We start from the raw sequence: 16,818 nt of genomic DNA, 5'->3' as shown, positions 1-16,818 counted from the left end.
CTGCGGCATATATCGAATCGTGATCACTCCCTCACGATTATCGAATTTTCAAGAATCGGGGAAGGCGATAACGTCGCCCCGAATGAATTTCGAATCCAAAGAGACATCCGGGCCCGCCGCCCCGCTGAAGAACGTGCGCGTGATCGACATGGGGCAGTACATCGCCGGGCCCGGCGCGGCCATGGTCCTGGCCGAGCTGGGCGCGCAGGTGATCAAGGTTGAACCGCTGGCAGGCGACCAGGCCAGGCACATCGGCCGTTACGGCGAGTCGATGATCCGCGCCTACAGCCGCGGCAAGCAGTCCATCGCGCTCAACCTGAAGAGCGAGGCTGGCCGGGAGATCGCGTGGCGGCTGATCGGGGACAGCGACGTCGTGATCCAGAACCTGCGCCCCGGCGCCGTCGAGGCGCTGGGTCTGGGGCCGTCCGCGGTGCGGGGGCGGTTTCCCAGGGTCATCTACCTGTCGATCTCGGGCTTCGGGGACTTGGGGCCTTCGAGCGCACGTCCTGGCTACGACATCGCGGCACAGGCCGAGAGCGGCTTGATGTCGGTCACGGGCGAGCCGGATCGCCTCCCGCAGAAGGTGGGGGTGCCGATCATCGATGCTGCCGCGGCGCACCTGGGTGCCCAGGCGGTGCTCGCTGCGCTTTACGGGCGCGGGCAGACGGGTGTGGGCGAGACACTGCGCACGTCGCTGCTCGAGGTGGCGATGCATTTGCAGGCCACCACCTGGTGCGACTACCTGGGAGGTGCGCCCGAGCCGACGCGCATCGGCGATGGCCAGCCCAACAACGCGCCGGCTGCCGAGGTGGTGCCGACGCGTGACGGGCACATCGTGCTGTCTGCCTACGCGGACGAGCACTGGGCGCGATTCTGTCGTGTGATGGGACGCGAGCCGCTCGCGACGGACCCCCGCTTCTGCACCAACGCACTGCGGGTGCAGCACCGTGCCGAGCTTCGCGTCGTGTTGCGCGAATGCCTTTCGTCCTTCACCAGTGAAGAGTGCGTGGCGCTGCTCAGCCGCAACCAGATCGTTGTCGGCTTTGTTCGCAGCTACCAGCAGGTGCTGCAAAGTGCGGACGTCCGGGCGAGCGGAATACTGGTCGATGCACTGGGCGCGGACGGCCAACGCTACCCCTCCCTGGCATTGCCCTATCGGCTGGGCGACGCGCCACGTGCCACGCCGGCGGCCGCGCCTGCGTGCGGGGCCGACACGGATCGGCTCCTGGCCGAGCTCGGACTCGCGGCGAACGAGATCGACGAACTTCGCCGCGCCGGCGCGGTGGCATGACGCAAAAGAAGATGCCCGTGAATTCGAAGATCGATCCCATCGCGCACGGCTGCGACAACCTGGTGATCCAGACGCTGCCGCTGTTCGAGATGATGCGGATGCGCGCGGCGACGACCGCGCGGCGACACCCCGTTCTCGGGTTCGCTGCACCGAATCCAGCATCCGCCGCGCGGTGGGTCAACCAGTTCACCCACACGCACCGTCGTCTCGGCCCGGAAGACAAGGAGGTCGTCAGCCCGAACAACGACACGGTCTACAGCAACGCCTGGCTGGACCTTTCCGAGGGGCCGGTCATCATCGAATCGCCCGAGATGGGCGACCGCTACTGGACGCTGGGCTTGCTGGACGCGTGGACGAATCCGTTCGCCTACGTGGGGCGCCGCACGACGGGCAACAGGCCGCAGCGCACGCTGGTGCACGGCCCGGGCTGGCGCGGGGTTGTCCCGCCGGACATCGCGCTGACGATTGCCGCGCCGGGAGATGACGTGTGGCTGATCGGCCGCCATCTCGTCGAGGATGACGGCGAGGATGCCGCTCGTGTGCGGGAGACGCAATCCAAAATGCGCCTCGTTCGCCTGGATGGCAGCGACGCGGCCATGCGGGTGGACACGTGGATGGAGGGGCGCGATGCGGGCATCCCGCCTGCGGACCTGTACCTGTCCGTGGTGAGCGCCGCATTGCGGCGCAATCCGCCGCTTGCGGTAGAGCGCCAGGCATGGCCCCCTGCCGCGGCTGAGCTGGAGGCTTCGCTTCCTGCCGTCTACGAACGGCTGCGTACAAGCAACCAGCCGCACGATCTGGGCGGTGGCTGGGCGATCCCGGTCATGGTGAAGACCCACTGGGGCGACGACTACCTGACGCGTGCCCGCATCGCTCGAAACTTCATTGGCGCGCTGGGCATCGAAGAGGCGATGTATCCCACCGCGGAGGTGGACGCGCGCGGCGCGCCGCTGGATGGATCGCAGCACTACGAGCTGCGGTTTGCGCCGGGGAAAGGACTGAAGGTGGGGGCCTTCTGGTCGCTCACGATGTACCGTCGCAGCGACTGTCTTTTCGTCGCCAACCCCATCCACCGGTACTCGATCGGCGACCGCACGCCAGGCTTGCACCACGACGCCGATGGCAGCCTTGCCATACGCCTGCAGGCCGAGGACCCGGGGCCCGGTGTGAACTGGCTTCCAGCGCCGAGGGGCGAGTTGTTCTACGTCGTGCTGCGGCTCTACCAACCGCATGCCGACCATCTGGAGCTGCGATTCGAATATCCGCCGATCCAGCCGATCTGACACCAAAAAAATCAACGGAGACAAGCAATCATGACAATGAACCGCCGACACATTCTCACAGCAGCCGCGGCTGGCCTGGCACTGCCTTGGAGCGCATCGAGCCACGCGCAGGCATGGCCGGCACGGCCGATCCGCATGGTCTCTCCCTACGGTGCGGGTGGGTCGAACGACATCCTGACGCGCGTGCTTGGCGACTTCCTCGGGCGAAGGCTCGGCCAGAGCGTCGTGATCGAGAACAAGGCCGGAGCCGGTACGCGCATTGCCAATGAATTCGTGGCCAAGGCGCCGGCAGACGGCTACACGCTGCTCCACGCGGCAGCACCGATTGCCATTGGAGAGGCGCTGTACAAGGGCCTGCCATACGACGTTCACAAGAACTTCGCCTCGATCGCCAGCACGGCCATCGCGCCCTTGTTTCTGGTGGTCAATGCCGACGCGCCGTACAAGTCGCTCGCGGCGTTCATCAAGCACGCGAAGGCCGATCCGAAAGGCGCGACCCTCGGATCGCCTGGGGCGGGTTCCGCGCCGCATCTGACGGCCCAGCTCCTGCTGCGCGCCTCGGGCGTGAAAGGCATCGTGGTGCAGTACCGTGGCGACGCGGCGGCCTACACCGAGCTTCTTGCCGGGCGAATCGATGCCACCTTGACGGCCATTTCGACCGCGATTCCCCACATGCAGGCTGGCAAGCTGCGGGTGCTGGGCGTGGCCACAGAAGAGCGCACGACGCTGTACCCGGAAGCGCCGACCCTGCGGGAGCAGGGGCTGCCTTCCGTCGTGGGCTATGGCTGGTACGGCATGCTCGCGCCGGCAGGAACGCCTGCCAGCATCGTCATGCGGCTCAATGCGGAGATCAATGCTGCGGTGGCCGACGCGGATGTCCGCCGCAAGGCCGAAGCTGCAGGACTGCAGCTGCGCGGCGGAAGCGCCGCCAGCTTCAGTGCGTTCATTGTCAGCGAGACGCGCAAGTGGGCGCAGGTCATCAAGTCCGCGAACATCACGGCCGAATGATGAGCGCGATGCCTTGGCGCCGCCACAGCGCCATCAACAAGGCGTTGAGAACCCGTTCGGTATCGATGGCGTGAGCAGGCGGGCAACACGATGCTTGCGGCATGTCTCCGCCCAGATCGCGCATGTCCATGGTCAGCTTGCGGTAGCCATGGACGCCGCCGCTCTCCAGCCAGGCGTGCTGCCTGGCAAAGCACGCTGCGGCCCTTTTAGGATGGCGCGCTTCTCGGCGATCCGCTTGAGCTCGGCCTTCAGCCGGCGCAATTCCTCTGTCTGCGACACCTGCGCCTGCCGATCATCAGAAGGCGTGCGCAGGCCCTGATCCATTGATAGAGGCTGTGCTGGCTCACGTCCATCCGGGCCGAAACATCGGTCACCTTGTGGCCACGTTCGGTGATCTGCTTGACCGCCCCGGCCTTGAACTCCTCGGCGCATCTCTGCTTACTCGTGGCACCTCCTATTGGGCCTCAGGTTTGAGGCTCAGAGGGGTCTAGAAAATCCCAGACGATTCAGTCTGCACATTGCGTTTCTCCACTTTCAAAGCCTCAATTTGGCAAGAAATGTGCAGTTCTTCACCATATCAGTTTGCAGATTGTTAACAAAGGTCAAGAGTTGTTTTTCAATCGGCCTGAGTAAGCAGAATTCCGCTCACTTTTTGAAACACTTGGAGGTGAGCTTGTGAATGAGTCCTATCGATCTCTGGAACGCGAAGCCCTTGACGTTGAGGTGACCAAGTCAAAGGCGGATCGCGTTCCTGGCAAGAAATTCCGCGCCAAACGCTCAACGCTGGCCGCTTGTGTCGTCATATTGGCGGGCACGGCGCAGGCACAAGTCAAGATCGGCGACAACCCGCTGAGCATCAATCCCGGCTCTGCGCTCGAAGTCGAAAGCACCAATCGCGGCGTCCTCATCACACGCATCGCGTTGACCGACCGCAACACCTGGGGACTCAACGGCAATCAGCCTGTCGACGGCATGATTGTCTACAACACGACGGCGACAACCGGGGTCAACGGCCTGCAGGAAGGTCTGGCTGTCTGGAAGAACGGCCAATGGATCAGCGCGGACGAAACGCCGTACTTCCATGCCAATTCCACCCTTGTCGGCAATTCGACCCTGGCCAATTCGGGCGCCACCGGCGCGAATTCCGTCGCTGTCGGCCCCAATGCGGTGGCCTCCGGCGCCAACACGTTGGCGGCCGGTCTTGGTGCCACGGCGGCCACGCCCAACAGTGTGGCGCTCGGGGCCAATGCCAACGCAAGCAATGGCGGCCTTGTGGCCATCGGGCCCGGTGCACGGTCGCTGGCGCAGAACACGATTGCGATTGGCGGGACGGCGACCACCCGGCTGGGCATCGCCATCGGCTTTGCGTCGACTTCAGCCGGCAACGGTGCCGTTGCGATCGGCGACGCCACGACCTCGAATGCGTTCTCAACCGTCGCACTGGGCCAGAGCGCCGTGGCCACGAACGACTATGCCATCAGCATGGGACGGCTGGCGAACGCGGGCAATGTACGCGCGACGTCCCTGGGCGCGAACTCGGCGGCATCGGGTATCGCTGCGACGGCACTCGGATCGATGAGCGCGGCCACCGGCAACTACGCAACCGCCACCGGTGGACGGGTGTACCTGCTCAATGGCGCCCCGCTGGACAGCACGTATACCCCCAACGCCGGGTTCGCAACGGCCTTTGACAGTTTCGTCGACACGCAGGCGACGGGCATCCTGGCGACGGCCAACGGGTCAGGAGCGAGAGCCACTGCGGACCGGAGCTTGGCACTGGGTGCATTGAGCCAGGCAAGCCAGGCCGGCGCGGTGGCGTTGGGCGCGGATTCTGTCTCCGACCGCGTGATTGCCCCCACGACGGGCACCATTCCCGCCGGCAGCGCCCTCATCGACTACAACACCACCGACCGGACGCTCCTCGGTGCGGTTTCCGTCGGCAATGCGACCAGCTACCGCCAGATCACCAATGTGGCCGACGGGACGCAGGCACAGGATGCCGTGACGATCCGGCAGTTGTCCAGCGCGCTGCAGTCCTTTGCCGTCACACCAACGAAGTATTTCCACGCCAACTCAAGCGCCGCGGATTCTCTCGCCATCGGCACCGAGTCGGTGGCCGTGGGTCCTCAGACGGTGGTCAACGGCAACAACGGCGTGGGCATCGGCAATGGTGCCGTGGTGCAGCAGAGCGCGCCTGGCGGCATCGCCATCGGCCAGGGTGCCACCTCGCACATGGCGGATTCCATTGCACTGGGCACCCAGTCCTCGGCTGCGGCTGTCCAAGGCGTGGCCATCGGCGCAGGCACCAGTGTGACCCAGGCCGGGGGCGTTGCGCTCGGCGCCGGCTCGGCCGCTTCGACAGCCGCAGGCGTGGCCGGCTATGTGCCGCCGACGGCCACGGACTCGCAACGCCTCGCGATCGGTGCCACCACCAGCACGCTGGCTGCGGTGTCGGTTGGCGATGCTGCCAACGGCCAGTTTCGCCAGATCACCGGCGTGGCCGCAGGCGCGGCCGACAGCGATGCGGTGAACGTCTCGCAACTGAGGGCGGTGCAGGGCACGGTGGCCGTGATCGACCAGTCGACAGTCAAGTACGACACCAATGCCGACGGCACGGCCAACTACAACAGCGTGACCATGGGCGGCGCCAATTCGACCAGCCCGGTGGCGATCCACAACGTCGCCAACGGCGTTGCACCCAACGACGCAGTCAACGTGAACCAGCTCAACACCGCGGTCGGGGGCATCAACAACCGCATCCATGCACTGGACGACAAGGTCAACGCCAACACCAAGATGCTCTCGGGTGGTATCGCAGCTTCAGCCGCGATGGCGGTGGTTACGCCGGTGGAGCCCGGCCGCTACCACGTGAGCGGCGCCGTGGCCGGCTACAACGGCCAGGCCGGCATCGGCTTCAATCTGCTCAAGCGTTCCGAGAACGGACAGACCACCTTGCACGCCGGCGTGGGCTGGGGTTCCGGTGGCAGCAAGGCCATCGTGCGCGTGGGCTTTGGGTTCTCGTTCGACTGACCGGCAGAGGAGCAACATTCATGAAAAAGCACAACGCAATCCAATCTCTCGCGCTGGTAGTTCTCGCGGCAATGCTGGGCGGCTGCGCCTCGAGCGTCCACATGCCCGATCAGGCGGCCGGGGCACCCGCTGCCAATGAGTCCGTGAGCTTTCCCGATGCGGGCAACGCTTGGCTCAAGGGCGGAACCTTCATCGACGTGGAGCAGCTGCGCCGCATCGGCCGCGGCATGACGAAGAACCAGGTGCGCGAGCTCATCAGCTATCCGCATTTCAGCGAAGGCTTGTTTGGTCCGAAGGAATGGGACTACCTGTTCAACTTCCGCACCGGCCGTGGCGACGAATTCGTCACCTGCCAGTACAAGGTGGTCTACAAGGATGGCGTCTCCGATGCGATGTACTGGAAGGATCCGGCCTGCGCGGGCTATCTCCAGCCCAGAGTCCGCGAGGTGGTGCGCCCGGTGGCGGCCACGGCGGCACCGCAGCGGTTCAAGGTCGCGGCCGATGCGCTGTTTGCCTTCGACAAGTCAAGCACGGCCGACATGCTGCCCGAAGGCCGAAACCAGCTCGACGCGCTGGCGGCGCAGCTCAAGGGGCAGTACAAGCGCTTCGACACGGTCACCGTCATTGGACACACCGACAGATTGGGAAGCGATGTCTACAACCAGGCGCTTTCGATCGCGCGTGCAGCCACGGTGCGTGACTATCTGATCGCGCAGGGCCTTCCGCAATCGGCGCTGCGTGCCTTCGGTGTCGGCAAGACGCAGCCGCTGGTCCAGTGCGCTGACAGCCAGCAACGCGCCCAGCTCATTGCCTGCCTGCAGCCCAACCGGCGTGTGGAACTCGAAGTCACCGGTGAGCGATAAATTGCGTTGCCGCACGGTGCCATTGAAGGCACCGCTGCCCGCCCGGCCCGGGCGAAGACCCCATGCATCATCGGAGGGGCTGTGAGGGAATCATCGGTGAGCCACAAGTCTGGCGACGCCCCAGCGTCGCGACCGCGCGTCGCGCTGCTCGAAGACTCCCCGGAAGAGGCGCAGGCGGTGATCGAACTCCTGACCCACAACGGCCATCAGGTCGTGCATCAAAAAAGCGGGAAGGTCTTCTTCGAGATGCTGCAGCGCGACAGCTTCGACATCCTCATTCTCGATTGGAGCGTGCCGGAGCTGTCCGGCTATGACGTGCTGCGCCGCGTGCGCGATAACCTTCGCTCCAATGTGCCTGTGGTGATGCTCACCGCGCGCGGCAGCGAGTTCGAGGTGGTGCAGGCCCTCAACGGGGGCGCCGACGACTATCTTGTGAAGCCGTGGCGACCGTTCGAACTGCTGGCCCGTCTTCAGGTACAGCTGCGCAGCGGCCGGTCGCAGCCCGCCGCGCCGGGCGAAGACGAGATCGAAGGCTGGCATTTCAGTGCCGCAGATCAGACCGTCAGAAGGGGTACCGAAGAATTTCGTCTGCCGCTCAAGGAGTTCGAGGTCGCCCGCATGCTGTTCCGTCATCTGGGGAGGCCGTTGTCGCGCGAGCACCTGAACGAGACCCTGTGGGCGCGGCAGGCTGCATCGCGAACGATAGACACCCATGTGTCGCGCGTGCGAAGCCGCCTTGGATTGACCATCGACAGAGGGTTTCAGCTGCAGGCGATTTACGGCTTCGGCTACCGGCTGGACCGCGTCGCATGAGGGCAATTCGATGGCTGGCCATCGCGTGCCTGTGCCTGCCCATGGGCCTGGCTGCTCAACCGACGCCGCACGTTGTGCAGCCTGGAGACACGCTGTGGGGTATTTCGCAGCGGCATCTGGGCCGGCCGCTGCTGTGGCCTTCGATCCAGCAACGCAACGGCGTGGGCGAACCGCGACAACTGCCGGTCGGCAAGGTCCTGCATTTCGCCGATGGGAATGCCCAGGCCGTTGTGGTGGCCGTCAGCGGCGATGTGCGTGCGGAGTCCGGCAACGGCGAGCGCAGCGCTGCGCAACCCGCCATGCGGCTTCCCGAGGGGGGGTGGATCCGCACCGGGCCCGACAGCTTCGTCACGCTGCGGCTGCCCGATGGCTCGCTGTGCACGCTGCCTTCGAACTCCGCTGTCCGACTCGTCCGGTTTTCCGATGCGGCGGGCCGCGCCGCTGCGGTGCTGGACCTGCAGGCGGGCGAGGTCGAATCGCGCGTGCCGCCCAGGGTAGTTCCTGCGGGTCAGGACGTGTTTCGGGTGCGCACGCGCATGGCGACCGTGGGCGTGCGTGGCACCCACTTTCGTGTGAACCTTGCCGATGAACATCGTGTGGTGGTGAGCGTGCTGGAGAGTGGTGTCGTGGTCAGCACGCCAACACAGCCGGACCTGCCGGTGAGGGCGCCGCAGGGCGTGGTCATCAACAATGGCCCGCAGAGCGGCGTTGTGCAGGACCTGCTGCCGGTACCCGATTGGATCGATTCCGGCCTGCCGCAAAACCAGCCGGCCGTCCTGCTGGCGTGGGCCGAGGTCAATGGCGCAGCCGGCTACCACGCGCAACTCGCACGCGACGCCGAATTCCTGGACGTGGTCGCCGAGCGGCATGTGGCGCGCTCCGGTCCTCGCGAACTGGCGCTGTTTGACGGGATTTCCAGCGGAAGCTACTTCGCTCGGGTGGCGGCCGTGACGCCGGAAGGGGTCGAGGGGCAAGCTGCGGTCAGCGCCTTTTCGCGAGCATCCTTGTCAGCCTCTCTGGTGGGCCGGATGCGCTGGATCGCCGCCAGCAACGAGGTCGAGCTCGGCTGGGATCCGGTTGCCGGCAGTACCTATGGCCTGGAGATTGCCGAGGACGCCGCGTTCACTCGCGTTGTGGTGCGGGCAGACGGTCTGCTCGGTCGCCGAGTGCGAGTGGAGGCATTGCCGCCGGGTCAGTACTTTTGGCGGGTGCGCGCCGAAACGATTTTGCAGGGCCAACGCTCCGAGACCGTCGGCCCGGTGCTGCCCTTGCTGATCGAAGGGGTGCGCTGAGTGACCGTGAGGATCGAGTCTTCCAGGCCGCACGTCCTCTGGCGCGAATGGATCGCATGCCTGCTGATCGTGCTGGCCTTTGCGGGGCTGGTGCAGCATTGCGGGATTCTGGAGCGGGTGGATCTGGCGGTCTATGACGAGCTGCTCCGGCTCGATGCCAAGCCCGCTCATCCGGATATCTTGATCGTCGCAGTAGACGACGCAAGCCTGCAAGCACTCGGTCGCTGGCCTTGGCCGCGCGAACTGCACACACAGCTATTGCAACGCCTCGCCGCCGCGGGGCCGCGTGCGGTCGCGTTCGACATGCTGTTCACCGAAGCGGCAAGCGAACCGGGGTCAGACCTCCGATTGGCAGGTGCCCTGGGCCTCATGAAGGCAGTCAGTCCGGTATTTCTTCCAATGACAGTGCGTACGCCCTTGGTCACCGGTCGAACGCCCGAAGTGCTCGCCCCCTTGCCGGTCCTGGAGCAGGCGGTGACAGGGCTGGGTCACATTCACGTGGAACTGGACAGCGACAGCGCAGCTCGCAGCCTTTATCTACACGAGGGCAAGGCCGGGCATCGTTGGCCGGCGCTATCGCTGGCACTCGCGCAGGTCAGTGATGCAAACAAGCCCGCCGGCGGTTCCGATGAGCCGCAGGATGGCACGGGGTGGCTGCGTGGATCTCGCATCCTCATCCCGTTCTCAGGCCCCCCGGGGCACTACAAGACCGTACCTTACGTCAGCGTGCTGAATGGCGAGGTACCCGACGCCGCATTGCGCGGGAAGACGATCTTGATCGGGTTGACCGCAACTGGGATTGGCGATCAGTACCCGACGCCTTTCTCCACCGGCTCGGGTCTGATGCCAGGGGTCGAGATCAATGCCGCGGCGCTGGACGGCTTGCTGCGCGACCGCTCGCTGGTTCCAGTCGGTCCGTGGCTCCAGGCCGTCATTTCTGCGCTTGTTCTGCTGGGCTGGATGATCTGGCTTTGGCGTGCGGGGCCGCGTGCGAGCCTCCTGGGCCTGTTGGCCTTTGGTGCGCTGGCGATGGTGATCACGACGGTACTGCAGGTGGGCCTGCGCTGGTGGTTGCCGGTGGGAGGCTGGATGCTGGGGGCGCTGTTGGCCTATGTGCTCTGGAGCTGGAGACGCTTGGCGGTGCTGTTGGCCGATCTGAGTCTGCGCGCCGACGCGATGCTGCCAGGATCGGCGCAACCGAAACGCGATGCCTGGCAACAAGTGGTTGATGCGCTTGACCGCGCCCTGCAGGCCAAGCATCAAGCTGAGCGCCGGCGCACCGAGGCGCTGCAGCTGCTCTCGCACGATCTGCGCGCCCCGCAGTCGGCCGTGCTTGCGCTCTTGCGCACGCAGCCTCCGCACCGCGATGAGGACGCACTGCTGTACGAGCGCATCGAGCGACAAGTGAAAACCACGCTTTCCTTGGCGGACGACTTTGTACTGCACCTGCGCGCAGAGGGCGAGGAATATGTGCGAGAGGAGGTTGACCTGGCACAGCTTCTGACCGAAGTTCATGAGCGTGCCTGGCCGCTCGCCAAGGAAAAGGGCATCCGGCTCACACTCACTCTGCCGGAATTTGATGACGACGCTCCAGGCTGTTGGCTGTGCGTGGAGCCTCGCTTGCTCGGTCGCGCGCTATTCAATCTGGCCGAGAACGCCGTCAAGTACAGCTCGGCCGGCAGTCACACTGACCTGGCGCTGGTCTGGACGCCGGGGCGGGTGCCCGTGGTCACGGTGAGCGATCAGGGCGAGGGAATTCCGGCGTCGGCGTTGCCGACCTTGTTCGAGCGCTACAGCCGGCTTGAGCAGAACGCAGGCGTTGCTGGCCATGGACTGGGATTGAGCTTGGTCAAGACGGTCATCGAGCGCCATGGCGGCAGCATCGAGGTTCGGAGTGCCCCCGGGAAAGGAACGGCCTTCAGTATCACATTCCATGAGAACGACGGAGCCTAGCGTTGCGACCGCGTACTCGCCTCTGAATGTGATCGGCGTTGACCATGTCCCCTTCGAGCATCTCTTCGGCTTGATCGATGCCGTCCGTGAAGGGCATGATCTTGATGTGATCCTTCTCGGGTTGCATGCGAACGCGACGCGAGAAATGGCCCTGGTTCCGGTTCAAAAACAGTTCTGCAAAGCCTCAACCTAAAAGGAGAACATCTAGCGCTTATCCACACGGTGAAGCCTTCAGGCTCACAAGGCGGGTGTGCCTATCACGCGGCGCCGCGCCGGCCCGATGGCCCCGCCGCCTCGACCAGAAAACTGACCAGCGCCTGCACCCGCGCGCTGCGTCCCTTGCGCGTGGGGACGAGCACCACCACGGGGGCAGCGCCAAACTCCCAGTCCACCATCACCCGCTCGAGGCGGCCGGCGGCCAGTGCTTCGGCGGCGTCCCACTGGGAGCGCAGCACGATGCCCAGGCCATCCTCGGCCCACTGGCGTGCCACGCTGCCGTCGTTGGTGACGAACGCCGGGCTGATGCGCAGCGTCTCGCCCTTGCGGGCGCCGCTGCCCGCGGGCCGCATGTGCCACAGCGTCACGTCCTCGTCGTTCTCGCGGATGCAGATGCAGGCGTGGTAGGCCAGGTCCGCCGGGTTGCGGGGCGTGCCGTGCTCACGCAGGTAGCCGGGGCTTGCGCACAGCCATCGCTCGTTGGAAGCGAGCGTATGGCCCACCCAGGACGAGTCGCGCACCGAACCCACGTGCACCACGGCGTCGGAATCGTGCTTGTCCGGCCACGGGGTTTCGCGCAGGTCGAGTTGCAGCCGCAGGGCCGGGTGCAGGCGGGAGAACCGGGACAGCAACGGCGCGACGTGCGTGCGGCCATAACCGAAGGACGCGGCGACCCGCAGCGTTCCGGTCAGGCGCCGGTCGTCGCGCTGCAGGGATTCGCGCAGGCCGTCGAACTTCAGCAGAAGCTCATAGGCCTCGCGCCCGAACCGTTCGCCTTCCGACGTGAGGTGCAGCTTGCGCGACGTGCGGTTGGCCAGTACCAGGCCCAGCGAGGCCTCGAGCTTGCGCAGCCGCATCGACAGGGCGGGCGGGGTGACACCCAGCGAGCGCGCCGCTGCACTGAGCGAGCTCTCGCGCAGCAGCGCGGCAGCCAGGCGAAGGTCTTCGATCTGCATCATTCAGCGAAGCTTAACTATTGATGACTCGATAGTGAAGCACGAAGACGCCTTGGCACGCCTAAAGTGAGCGCCATGCAAAACACTTCGACGCCCATCTCGACGGCCGGCCGCTATCCCCGGGCCGTGCTGTTCGACCTGCTCACTGCGCTGCTCGATTCGTGGACCGTCTGGAACGCGGCTGCGGGCTCCGAGCCGATGGGCCGCGCCTGGCGCGCCGAATACCTGCGGCTGACCTATGGCTGCGGCGCCTACGTGCCCTACGAAGACCTGGTGCGGCAGGCCGCGGCGACTGTCGGGTTGCCCGCCGGCGCACCGCAGTCGCTGGACGACCATTGGGACGAACTGCCCGCCTGGAGCGGCGCCGCCGAACTGCTGCGGGCGCTCGAGCCCCACTGCAAGCTGGCCGTGGTGACCAACTGCTCGCGGCGCCTTGGCCAACGCGCCGCCGAGCGCCTGGGAATCGACTGGGACGTGGTCGTGACCTCCGAGGAGGCGGGCTTCTACAAGCCCGATCCGAGGCCCTACCGGCTTGCCTTGGAGCGACTGGACGTGCAGCCGGGCGAGGCGGCATTCGTTGCCGGTTCAGGCTACGACATGTTCGGCACCGCCAGCGTCGGCCTGCGCACCTACTGGCACAACCGCGTCGGGCTGGCCCGACCCGAGAGCGCGCCCTTGGCGGAGGTCGAGTCGCCCACGCTCGATGGCGTGCTGCCATGGCTGCGCGGCTTCCGGCCGGCCGCTTCCTGATTCAACCCTACCACTCCAGGACCTGCCCATGATCCGCTTCCTTCGCCTGGCCGGGAGCCTTGCCGCCCTCTGTGCCAATTTGTTTGTCGCGCCCGGCGCCATCGCCCGGGCGTTTCCGGCCCGCCCGGTCACGCTGATCGTTCCTTTCCCGGCCGGCGGCCCCAGCGACGCACTGGCCCGTGCCGTCGCACAGAAGATGGCGGCGCCCCTGGGCCAGCCCATCGTCATCGAGAACCTCGGCGGCGCCAATGGCGTCATCGGCCTGACCAAGGCCACCAAGGCCGCCGCCGACGGCTACACCATCTCCTTCGGGGGCATCGGCACGCACGTCGTCAACGTCGCGCTGTATAAAAAGCTGGCCTATGACCCCGTCGCCGATTTCGCCCCCATCGGTCCCGCAGGCGCGGCACCGATGCTGCTGCTGGCCCGCGCCGACCTGCCGGCCGGCAACCTGCGCGAGTTCGGCGCCTGGCTGGCGAAGCACAAGGACAAGGCGTCCTACGGCAGCGCCGGGGTCGGGTCCATCTCGCACTACGGCTGTGTGCTGTTGCTGTCTTCCATCGCCCGGAACGCCACGCACGTGCCCTACAAGGGCGTCGCGCCTGCGGTCAACGACCTGATGGGCGGCCAGACCGATTTCATGTGCGATCAGACCACCACCGCACTGCCGCAGATCGCTGGCGGGCGCATCAAGGCCATCGCGGTACTGTCGGGCGCGCGCCTTGCGCAGCTGCCTCGCGTCGGCACCGCGACGGAAGGCGGTCATCCCCTGGATGTGCGTTCCTGGAACGCCTTCTTCGCCCCGCGCGGCACGCCGCAGCCCGTGCTCGCGAAATTGACGAGCGCGCTGCAGCAGGCGGTCGCCGATCCGGCCCTGCGCAAGCAGATGGAGGGGCTGGGTGTCGACCTGCCTGCGCCCGCCGACGCAACGCCCGCGGCCGTCACCGCGCTCATCGCGCGCGGCATCCGCGACGACGTGCCGGCCCTCAAGGCCAAGGGCGAATACCTGGATTGACCCGAGTACGCAATATGCAAGACAACCTCAAGAATCTCGCCAACATCGACACTCCCGCAGCCATCGTGTCGCTGCAGCGCATGCAACAGAACATCGCCCGCATGCAGCAGCGCGCCGACGCCCTGGGCGTGCGCTTTCGCCCGCATGTGAAGACCACCAAATGTGCCGATGTGGTCGTCGCCCAGCTCGATGCCGGCGCGGCGGGCATCACCGTGTCGACGCTGAAAGAGGCCGATCAGTTCTTTGGCCACGGCGTGACCGATATCCTCTACGCCGTCGGCATGGCGGCGCACCGGCTTGCGCATGCACTGGACCTGTGCCGGCGCGGCTGTGCGCTGCAGATCCTGACCGACAGCCTGGAGGGCGCACGGGCCATCGCCGAATACGGCCGCGAGCACGGCCACGCTTTCGAGGTGCTCATCGAGATCGACACCGATGGGCACCGTTCCGGCATCAAGCCGGCCGAGGACATCCTGCTCGCGGTCGGCCGCGTGCTGCACGAGGGCGGCATGCGCCTGGCGGGCGTGCTGACGCATGCGGGCTCCAGCTACGAGCTGCACACGCCCCAGGCCCTTGCCGCCCTGGCCGAGCAGGAACGCGCCGGCTGCGTGCTGGCTGCCGAACGCCTGCGCGCAGCGGGCCTGCCGTGCCCCATCGTGTCGGTAGGCTCCACCCCCACTGCGCTGGAAGCCGCATCGCTGGAGGGCGTGACCGAACTGCGGGCCGGGGTCTATGTCTTCTTCGACCTGGTGATGCGCAACGTGGGCGTCTGCAGCACCGAAGACATCGCGCTGAGCGTGCTCACCACCGTCATCGGGCACCAGGCCGACAAGGGCTGGGCCATCGTCGATGCCGGCTGGATGGCCATGAGCCGCGACCGGGGCACGGCCAGGCAGCAGCGCGACTGCGGCTATGGCCAGGTGTGCACCGTGGATGGGGTGCCGATAGATGGCTACCTGCTGTCGGCAGCCAACCAGGAGCATGGCATCCTGTCGCGGGAGGGCACTGCGGACGCGGACATCGTGGCGCGTTTCCCGGTCGGAACCCGGCTGCGGATACTCCCCAACCATGCCTGCGCCACGGGCGCGCAGTTTCCCGCCTACGAGGCGCTGGCCGCGGACGGCACCGTGCAAACCTGGGAGCGGTTCCATGGCTGGTGAGAACGCCGCCCAACCGAAGCGCATGCCGGGCCCGGTCCATGTCGCCGTGCCCGCGCTGGCCAGGCCAGGCGGCCACTACAGCCATGCCGCCCTGGGCGGCGGCCTGGTGTTCATCGCAGGGCAGCTGCCGATCACGCCGGGTGGCGAGCGCCTGATCGATGCGGCGTTCGAACAGCAGGTGGCCCAGACGCTGGCGAACGTGCAGGCCGCCTTGCTGGCGGCAGGTTCGAGTATCGACAGGCTGCTGCAGGTGCGGGTCTATCTCGACGACGTCGCCAACTGGCCGGCGTTCGACAGGATCTATGCGCGGTGGGCCGGACCGTCCCGCCCGGCAAGGGCGGTCGTGCCGACCGGGCCGCTGCACTTCGGGTTCAAGGTCGAGGTGGAGGCGATGGGGCTTGCGTGAATGGGCAATTGCAGGGTGCAGGGTGCAGGGTGCAGGATTGGACGCTAGACTGACGTTAAAGCAAACCTTAACGGATACTGCAATATGCCATTGAGAGCATCGGACATTGTTCCCATCAGCGAAGCGCGCGCCCGGCTCACCGAACTGGCCGAAGACGTGGTCGGCAGCGGCTCAGAGAAGGTGCTGACCAAGAACGGCGCGAGCTACGTTGCCTTGGTCGATGCACGCCGGCTGGATTACTACCATGCCCTCGAGTCGGAGCACGCCAGCCTTGTGCTGGCTGAAGACGCCAGCATCGGCCTGCGGCAGGCCTTGGCAGGCCAGTTCGTGTCTGACGAGGAGCTGGACCGGGCACTGGGCGTCGCATCGGCGCCGTGAGCATTCCCGTCAATGCAAGGGTTCGGGCGGTTCTGAACTTTCTGGTGTGCCTGCACGCTGCACGTAGCCTCATGGAGGCGCAGGACGTCGCTTCTGCGCCGGTGCGCTTCAAGAAATTGCAGGCTGAAGTGGTCAGAGCGCGCGCGCTTCTTTCGTTCGCGCCCACAAGCGGGCGACCTGCTCGATTCCTCGATGCCAAGTCGGGCTGGGGGCGGTTTCAAGCTGAGCAGGCAAGGCAAATGGCCCAAGCACTTGGCTTGCCCGATTTGCGGGAACTGGTGCTGGCTCGTCACATCCTGCTCTATGCCCATTCCGGGGGAGACGTGGTGCTGCTTTCGCTGAGGCATGAGCGTCAGCTGGGTTACGGCTTGCCCAAGCATCCCACCTGACGAGCACTGAGGAAG

Annotated in this window: 16 protein-coding genes and 1 pseudogene; 15 read left to right on the top strand and 2 right to left on the bottom strand. The window is 66.2% G+C overall.

The features are described 5' to 3' along the window. Positions 1–82 precede the first annotated feature (82 nt). From VAPA_RS32020 to VAPA_RS32010, 3 genes are read left to right on the top strand one after another with little or no spacing between them, the layout of a single operon-like run. Complete coding sequence (locus VAPA_RS32020) at positions 83–1,291, top strand: CaiB/BaiF CoA transferase family protein (protein ID WP_021004406.1); 1,209 nt, start codon at positions 83–85, stop codon at positions 1,289–1,291. After that, a complete protein-coding gene (locus VAPA_RS32015; protein ID WP_230559066.1) occupies positions 1,288–2,574 on the top strand; it encodes a DUF1254 domain-containing protein in 1,287 nt (428 codons plus the stop codon). Before VAPA_RS32020 ends, VAPA_RS32015 begins: the two co-directional genes overlap by 4 nt. A gap of 30 nt (positions 2,575–2,604) precedes the next feature. Continuing rightward, positions 2,605–3,582 (top strand): Bug family tripartite tricarboxylate transporter substrate binding protein, encoded by a 978-nt coding sequence (locus VAPA_RS32010; RefSeq protein WP_021004404.1) that lies wholly within the window; start codon positions 2,605–2,607, stop codon positions 3,580–3,582. A 72-nt stretch (positions 3,583–3,654) separates the two neighbouring features. On the opposite strand, the pseudogene VAPA_RS32005 reads toward VAPA_RS32010, so the two are convergent. Beyond that, positions 3,655–4,040 (bottom strand): annotated as a pseudogene (locus VAPA_RS32005) (transposase); the annotation flags it as partial. 217 nt (positions 4,041–4,257) lie between these two features. On the opposite strand from VAPA_RS32005, the gene VAPA_RS32000 reads away from it, so the two are divergent. From VAPA_RS32000 to VAPA_RS34985, 6 genes are all read left to right on the top strand, one after another. Beyond that, positions 4,258–6,612, top strand: coding sequence for a YadA family autotransporter adhesin (locus VAPA_RS32000; RefSeq protein ID WP_021004401.1), 2,355 nt, complete (start codon positions 4,258–4,260; stop codon positions 6,610–6,612). Between the two features lie 20 nt (positions 6,613–6,632). Further along, positions 6,633–7,475 (top strand): OmpA family protein, encoded by an 843-nt coding sequence (locus VAPA_RS31995; protein ID WP_021004400.1) that lies wholly within the window; start codon positions 6,633–6,635, stop codon positions 7,473–7,475. Between the two features lie 96 nt (positions 7,476–7,571). Continuing rightward, positions 7,572–8,288 (top strand): response regulator transcription factor, encoded by a 717-nt coding sequence (locus tag VAPA_RS31990; RefSeq protein WP_021004399.1) that lies wholly within the window; start codon positions 7,572–7,574, stop codon positions 8,286–8,288. Further along, positions 8,285–9,580 carry a FecR domain-containing protein gene (locus VAPA_RS31985; RefSeq protein WP_021004398.1) on the top strand — a complete coding sequence of 432 codons (1,296 nt, stop codon included), beginning with the start codon at positions 8,285–8,287 and terminating at the stop codon, positions 9,578–9,580. The genes VAPA_RS31990 and VAPA_RS31985 overlap by 4 nt, the downstream gene beginning before the upstream one ends. After that, positions 9,581–11,533, top strand: coding sequence for a CHASE2 domain-containing protein (locus VAPA_RS31980; RefSeq protein ID WP_021004397.1), 1,953 nt, complete (start codon positions 9,581–9,583; stop codon positions 11,531–11,533). It abuts the gene before it with no gap. Then, the gene (locus VAPA_RS34985; RefSeq protein ID WP_041946717.1) at positions 11,514–11,726 is read left to right on the top strand and encodes a hypothetical protein; all 213 of its coding nucleotides are present in this window, start codon (positions 11,514–11,516) and stop codon (positions 11,724–11,726) included. The genes VAPA_RS31980 and VAPA_RS34985 overlap by 20 nt, the downstream gene beginning before the upstream one ends. Positions 11,727–11,790: 64 nt before the next feature. On the opposite strand, the gene VAPA_RS31970 is transcribed toward VAPA_RS34985, so the two are convergent. Then, the gene (locus VAPA_RS31970) at positions 11,791–12,708 is read right to left on the bottom strand and encodes a LysR family transcriptional regulator (RefSeq protein ID WP_021004395.1); all 918 of its coding nucleotides are present in this window, start codon (positions 12,706–12,708) and stop codon (positions 11,791–11,793) included. A 72-nt stretch (positions 12,709–12,780) separates the two neighbouring features. On the opposite strand from VAPA_RS31970, the gene VAPA_RS31965 reads away from it, so the two are divergent. The 6 genes from VAPA_RS31965 to VAPA_RS31940 all read left to right on the top strand — a co-directional run bounded on the left by VAPA_RS31965 (position 12,781) and on the right by VAPA_RS31940 (position 16,803). Next, positions 12,781–13,455 carry an HAD family hydrolase gene (locus VAPA_RS31965; RefSeq protein WP_021004394.1) on the top strand — a complete coding sequence of 225 codons (675 nt, stop codon included), beginning with the start codon at positions 12,781–12,783 and terminating at the stop codon, positions 13,453–13,455. A gap of 28 nt (positions 13,456–13,483) precedes the next feature. Continuing rightward, positions 13,484–14,470, top strand: coding sequence for a tripartite tricarboxylate transporter substrate-binding protein (locus tag VAPA_RS31960; protein ID WP_021004393.1), 987 nt, complete (start codon positions 13,484–13,486; stop codon positions 14,468–14,470). A 14-nt stretch (positions 14,471–14,484) separates the two neighbouring features. Continuing rightward, entirely contained in the window at positions 14,485–15,630 is a 1,146-nt protein-coding gene (locus tag VAPA_RS31955) for a DSD1 family PLP-dependent enzyme (RefSeq protein WP_021004392.1), read from the top strand. Further along, positions 15,620–16,036, top strand: a complete 417-nt coding sequence (locus VAPA_RS31950; RefSeq protein ID WP_021004391.1) for a RidA family protein — start codon at positions 15,620–15,622, stop codon at positions 16,034–16,036. Before VAPA_RS31955 ends, VAPA_RS31950 begins: the two co-directional genes overlap by 11 nt. 84 nt (positions 16,037–16,120) lie before the next feature. Next, positions 16,121–16,414, top strand: coding sequence for a type II toxin-antitoxin system Phd/YefM family antitoxin (locus VAPA_RS31945; RefSeq protein WP_021004390.1), 294 nt, complete (start codon positions 16,121–16,123; stop codon positions 16,412–16,414). Continuing rightward, on the top strand, positions 16,411–16,803 hold the full coding sequence (locus tag VAPA_RS31940) for a hypothetical protein (protein ID WP_021004389.1): 393 nt from the start codon (positions 16,411–16,413) through the stop codon (positions 16,801–16,803). Before VAPA_RS31945 ends, VAPA_RS31940 begins: the two co-directional genes overlap by 4 nt. The last annotated feature ends 15 nt before the right edge of the window (positions 16,804–16,818 follow it).

Source organism: Variovorax paradoxus B4 (assembly GCF_000463015.1).
GTDB classification, from domain to species: domain Bacteria; phylum Pseudomonadota; class Gammaproteobacteria; order Burkholderiales; family Burkholderiaceae_C; genus Variovorax; species Variovorax paradoxus_E.
Note: the sequence above shows the minus strand (reverse complement) of the source record. Positions and strands in the feature narration are given on the sequence as shown.

Bases quoted from the DNA above. Each gene is read 5' to 3' on its own strand.
- VAPA_RS31945 (WP_021004390.1), top strand. From the start codon at position 16,121: ATGCCATTGAGAGCATCGGACATTGTTCCCATCAGCGAAGCGCGCGCC.
- VAPA_RS34985 (WP_041946717.1), top strand. From the start codon at position 11,514: ATGAGAACGACGGAGCCTAGCGTTGCGACCGCGTACTCGCCTCTGAAT.
- VAPA_RS31955 (WP_021004392.1), top strand. From the start codon at position 14,485: ATGCAAGACAACCTCAAGAATCTCGCCAACATCGACACTCCCGCAGCC.
- VAPA_RS32020 (WP_021004406.1), top strand. From the start codon at position 83: ATGAATTTCGAATCCAAAGAGACATCCGGGCCCGCCGCCCCGCTGAAG.
- VAPA_RS32015 (WP_230559066.1), top strand. From the start codon at position 1,288: ATGACGCAAAAGAAGATGCCCGTGAATTCGAAGATCGATCCCATCGCG.
- VAPA_RS31965 (WP_021004394.1), top strand. From the start codon at position 12,781: ATGCAAAACACTTCGACGCCCATCTCGACGGCCGGCCGCTATCCCCGG.
- VAPA_RS32010 (WP_021004404.1), top strand. From the start codon at position 2,605: ATGACAATGAACCGCCGACACATTCTCACAGCAGCCGCGGCTGGCCTG.
- VAPA_RS31950 (WP_021004391.1), top strand. From the start codon at position 15,620: ATGGCTGGTGAGAACGCCGCCCAACCGAAGCGCATGCCGGGCCCGGTC.
- VAPA_RS31960 (WP_021004393.1), top strand. From the start codon at position 13,484: ATGATCCGCTTCCTTCGCCTGGCCGGGAGCCTTGCCGCCCTCTGTGCC.
- VAPA_RS31970 (WP_021004395.1), bottom strand. From the start codon at position 12,708: ATGATGCAGATCGAAGACCTTCGCCTGGCTGCCGCGCTGCTGCGCGAG.
- VAPA_RS31985 (WP_021004398.1), top strand. From the start codon at position 8,285: ATGAGGGCAATTCGATGGCTGGCCATCGCGTGCCTGTGCCTGCCCATG.
- VAPA_RS31995 (WP_021004400.1), top strand. From the start codon at position 6,633: ATGAAAAAGCACAACGCAATCCAATCTCTCGCGCTGGTAGTTCTCGCG.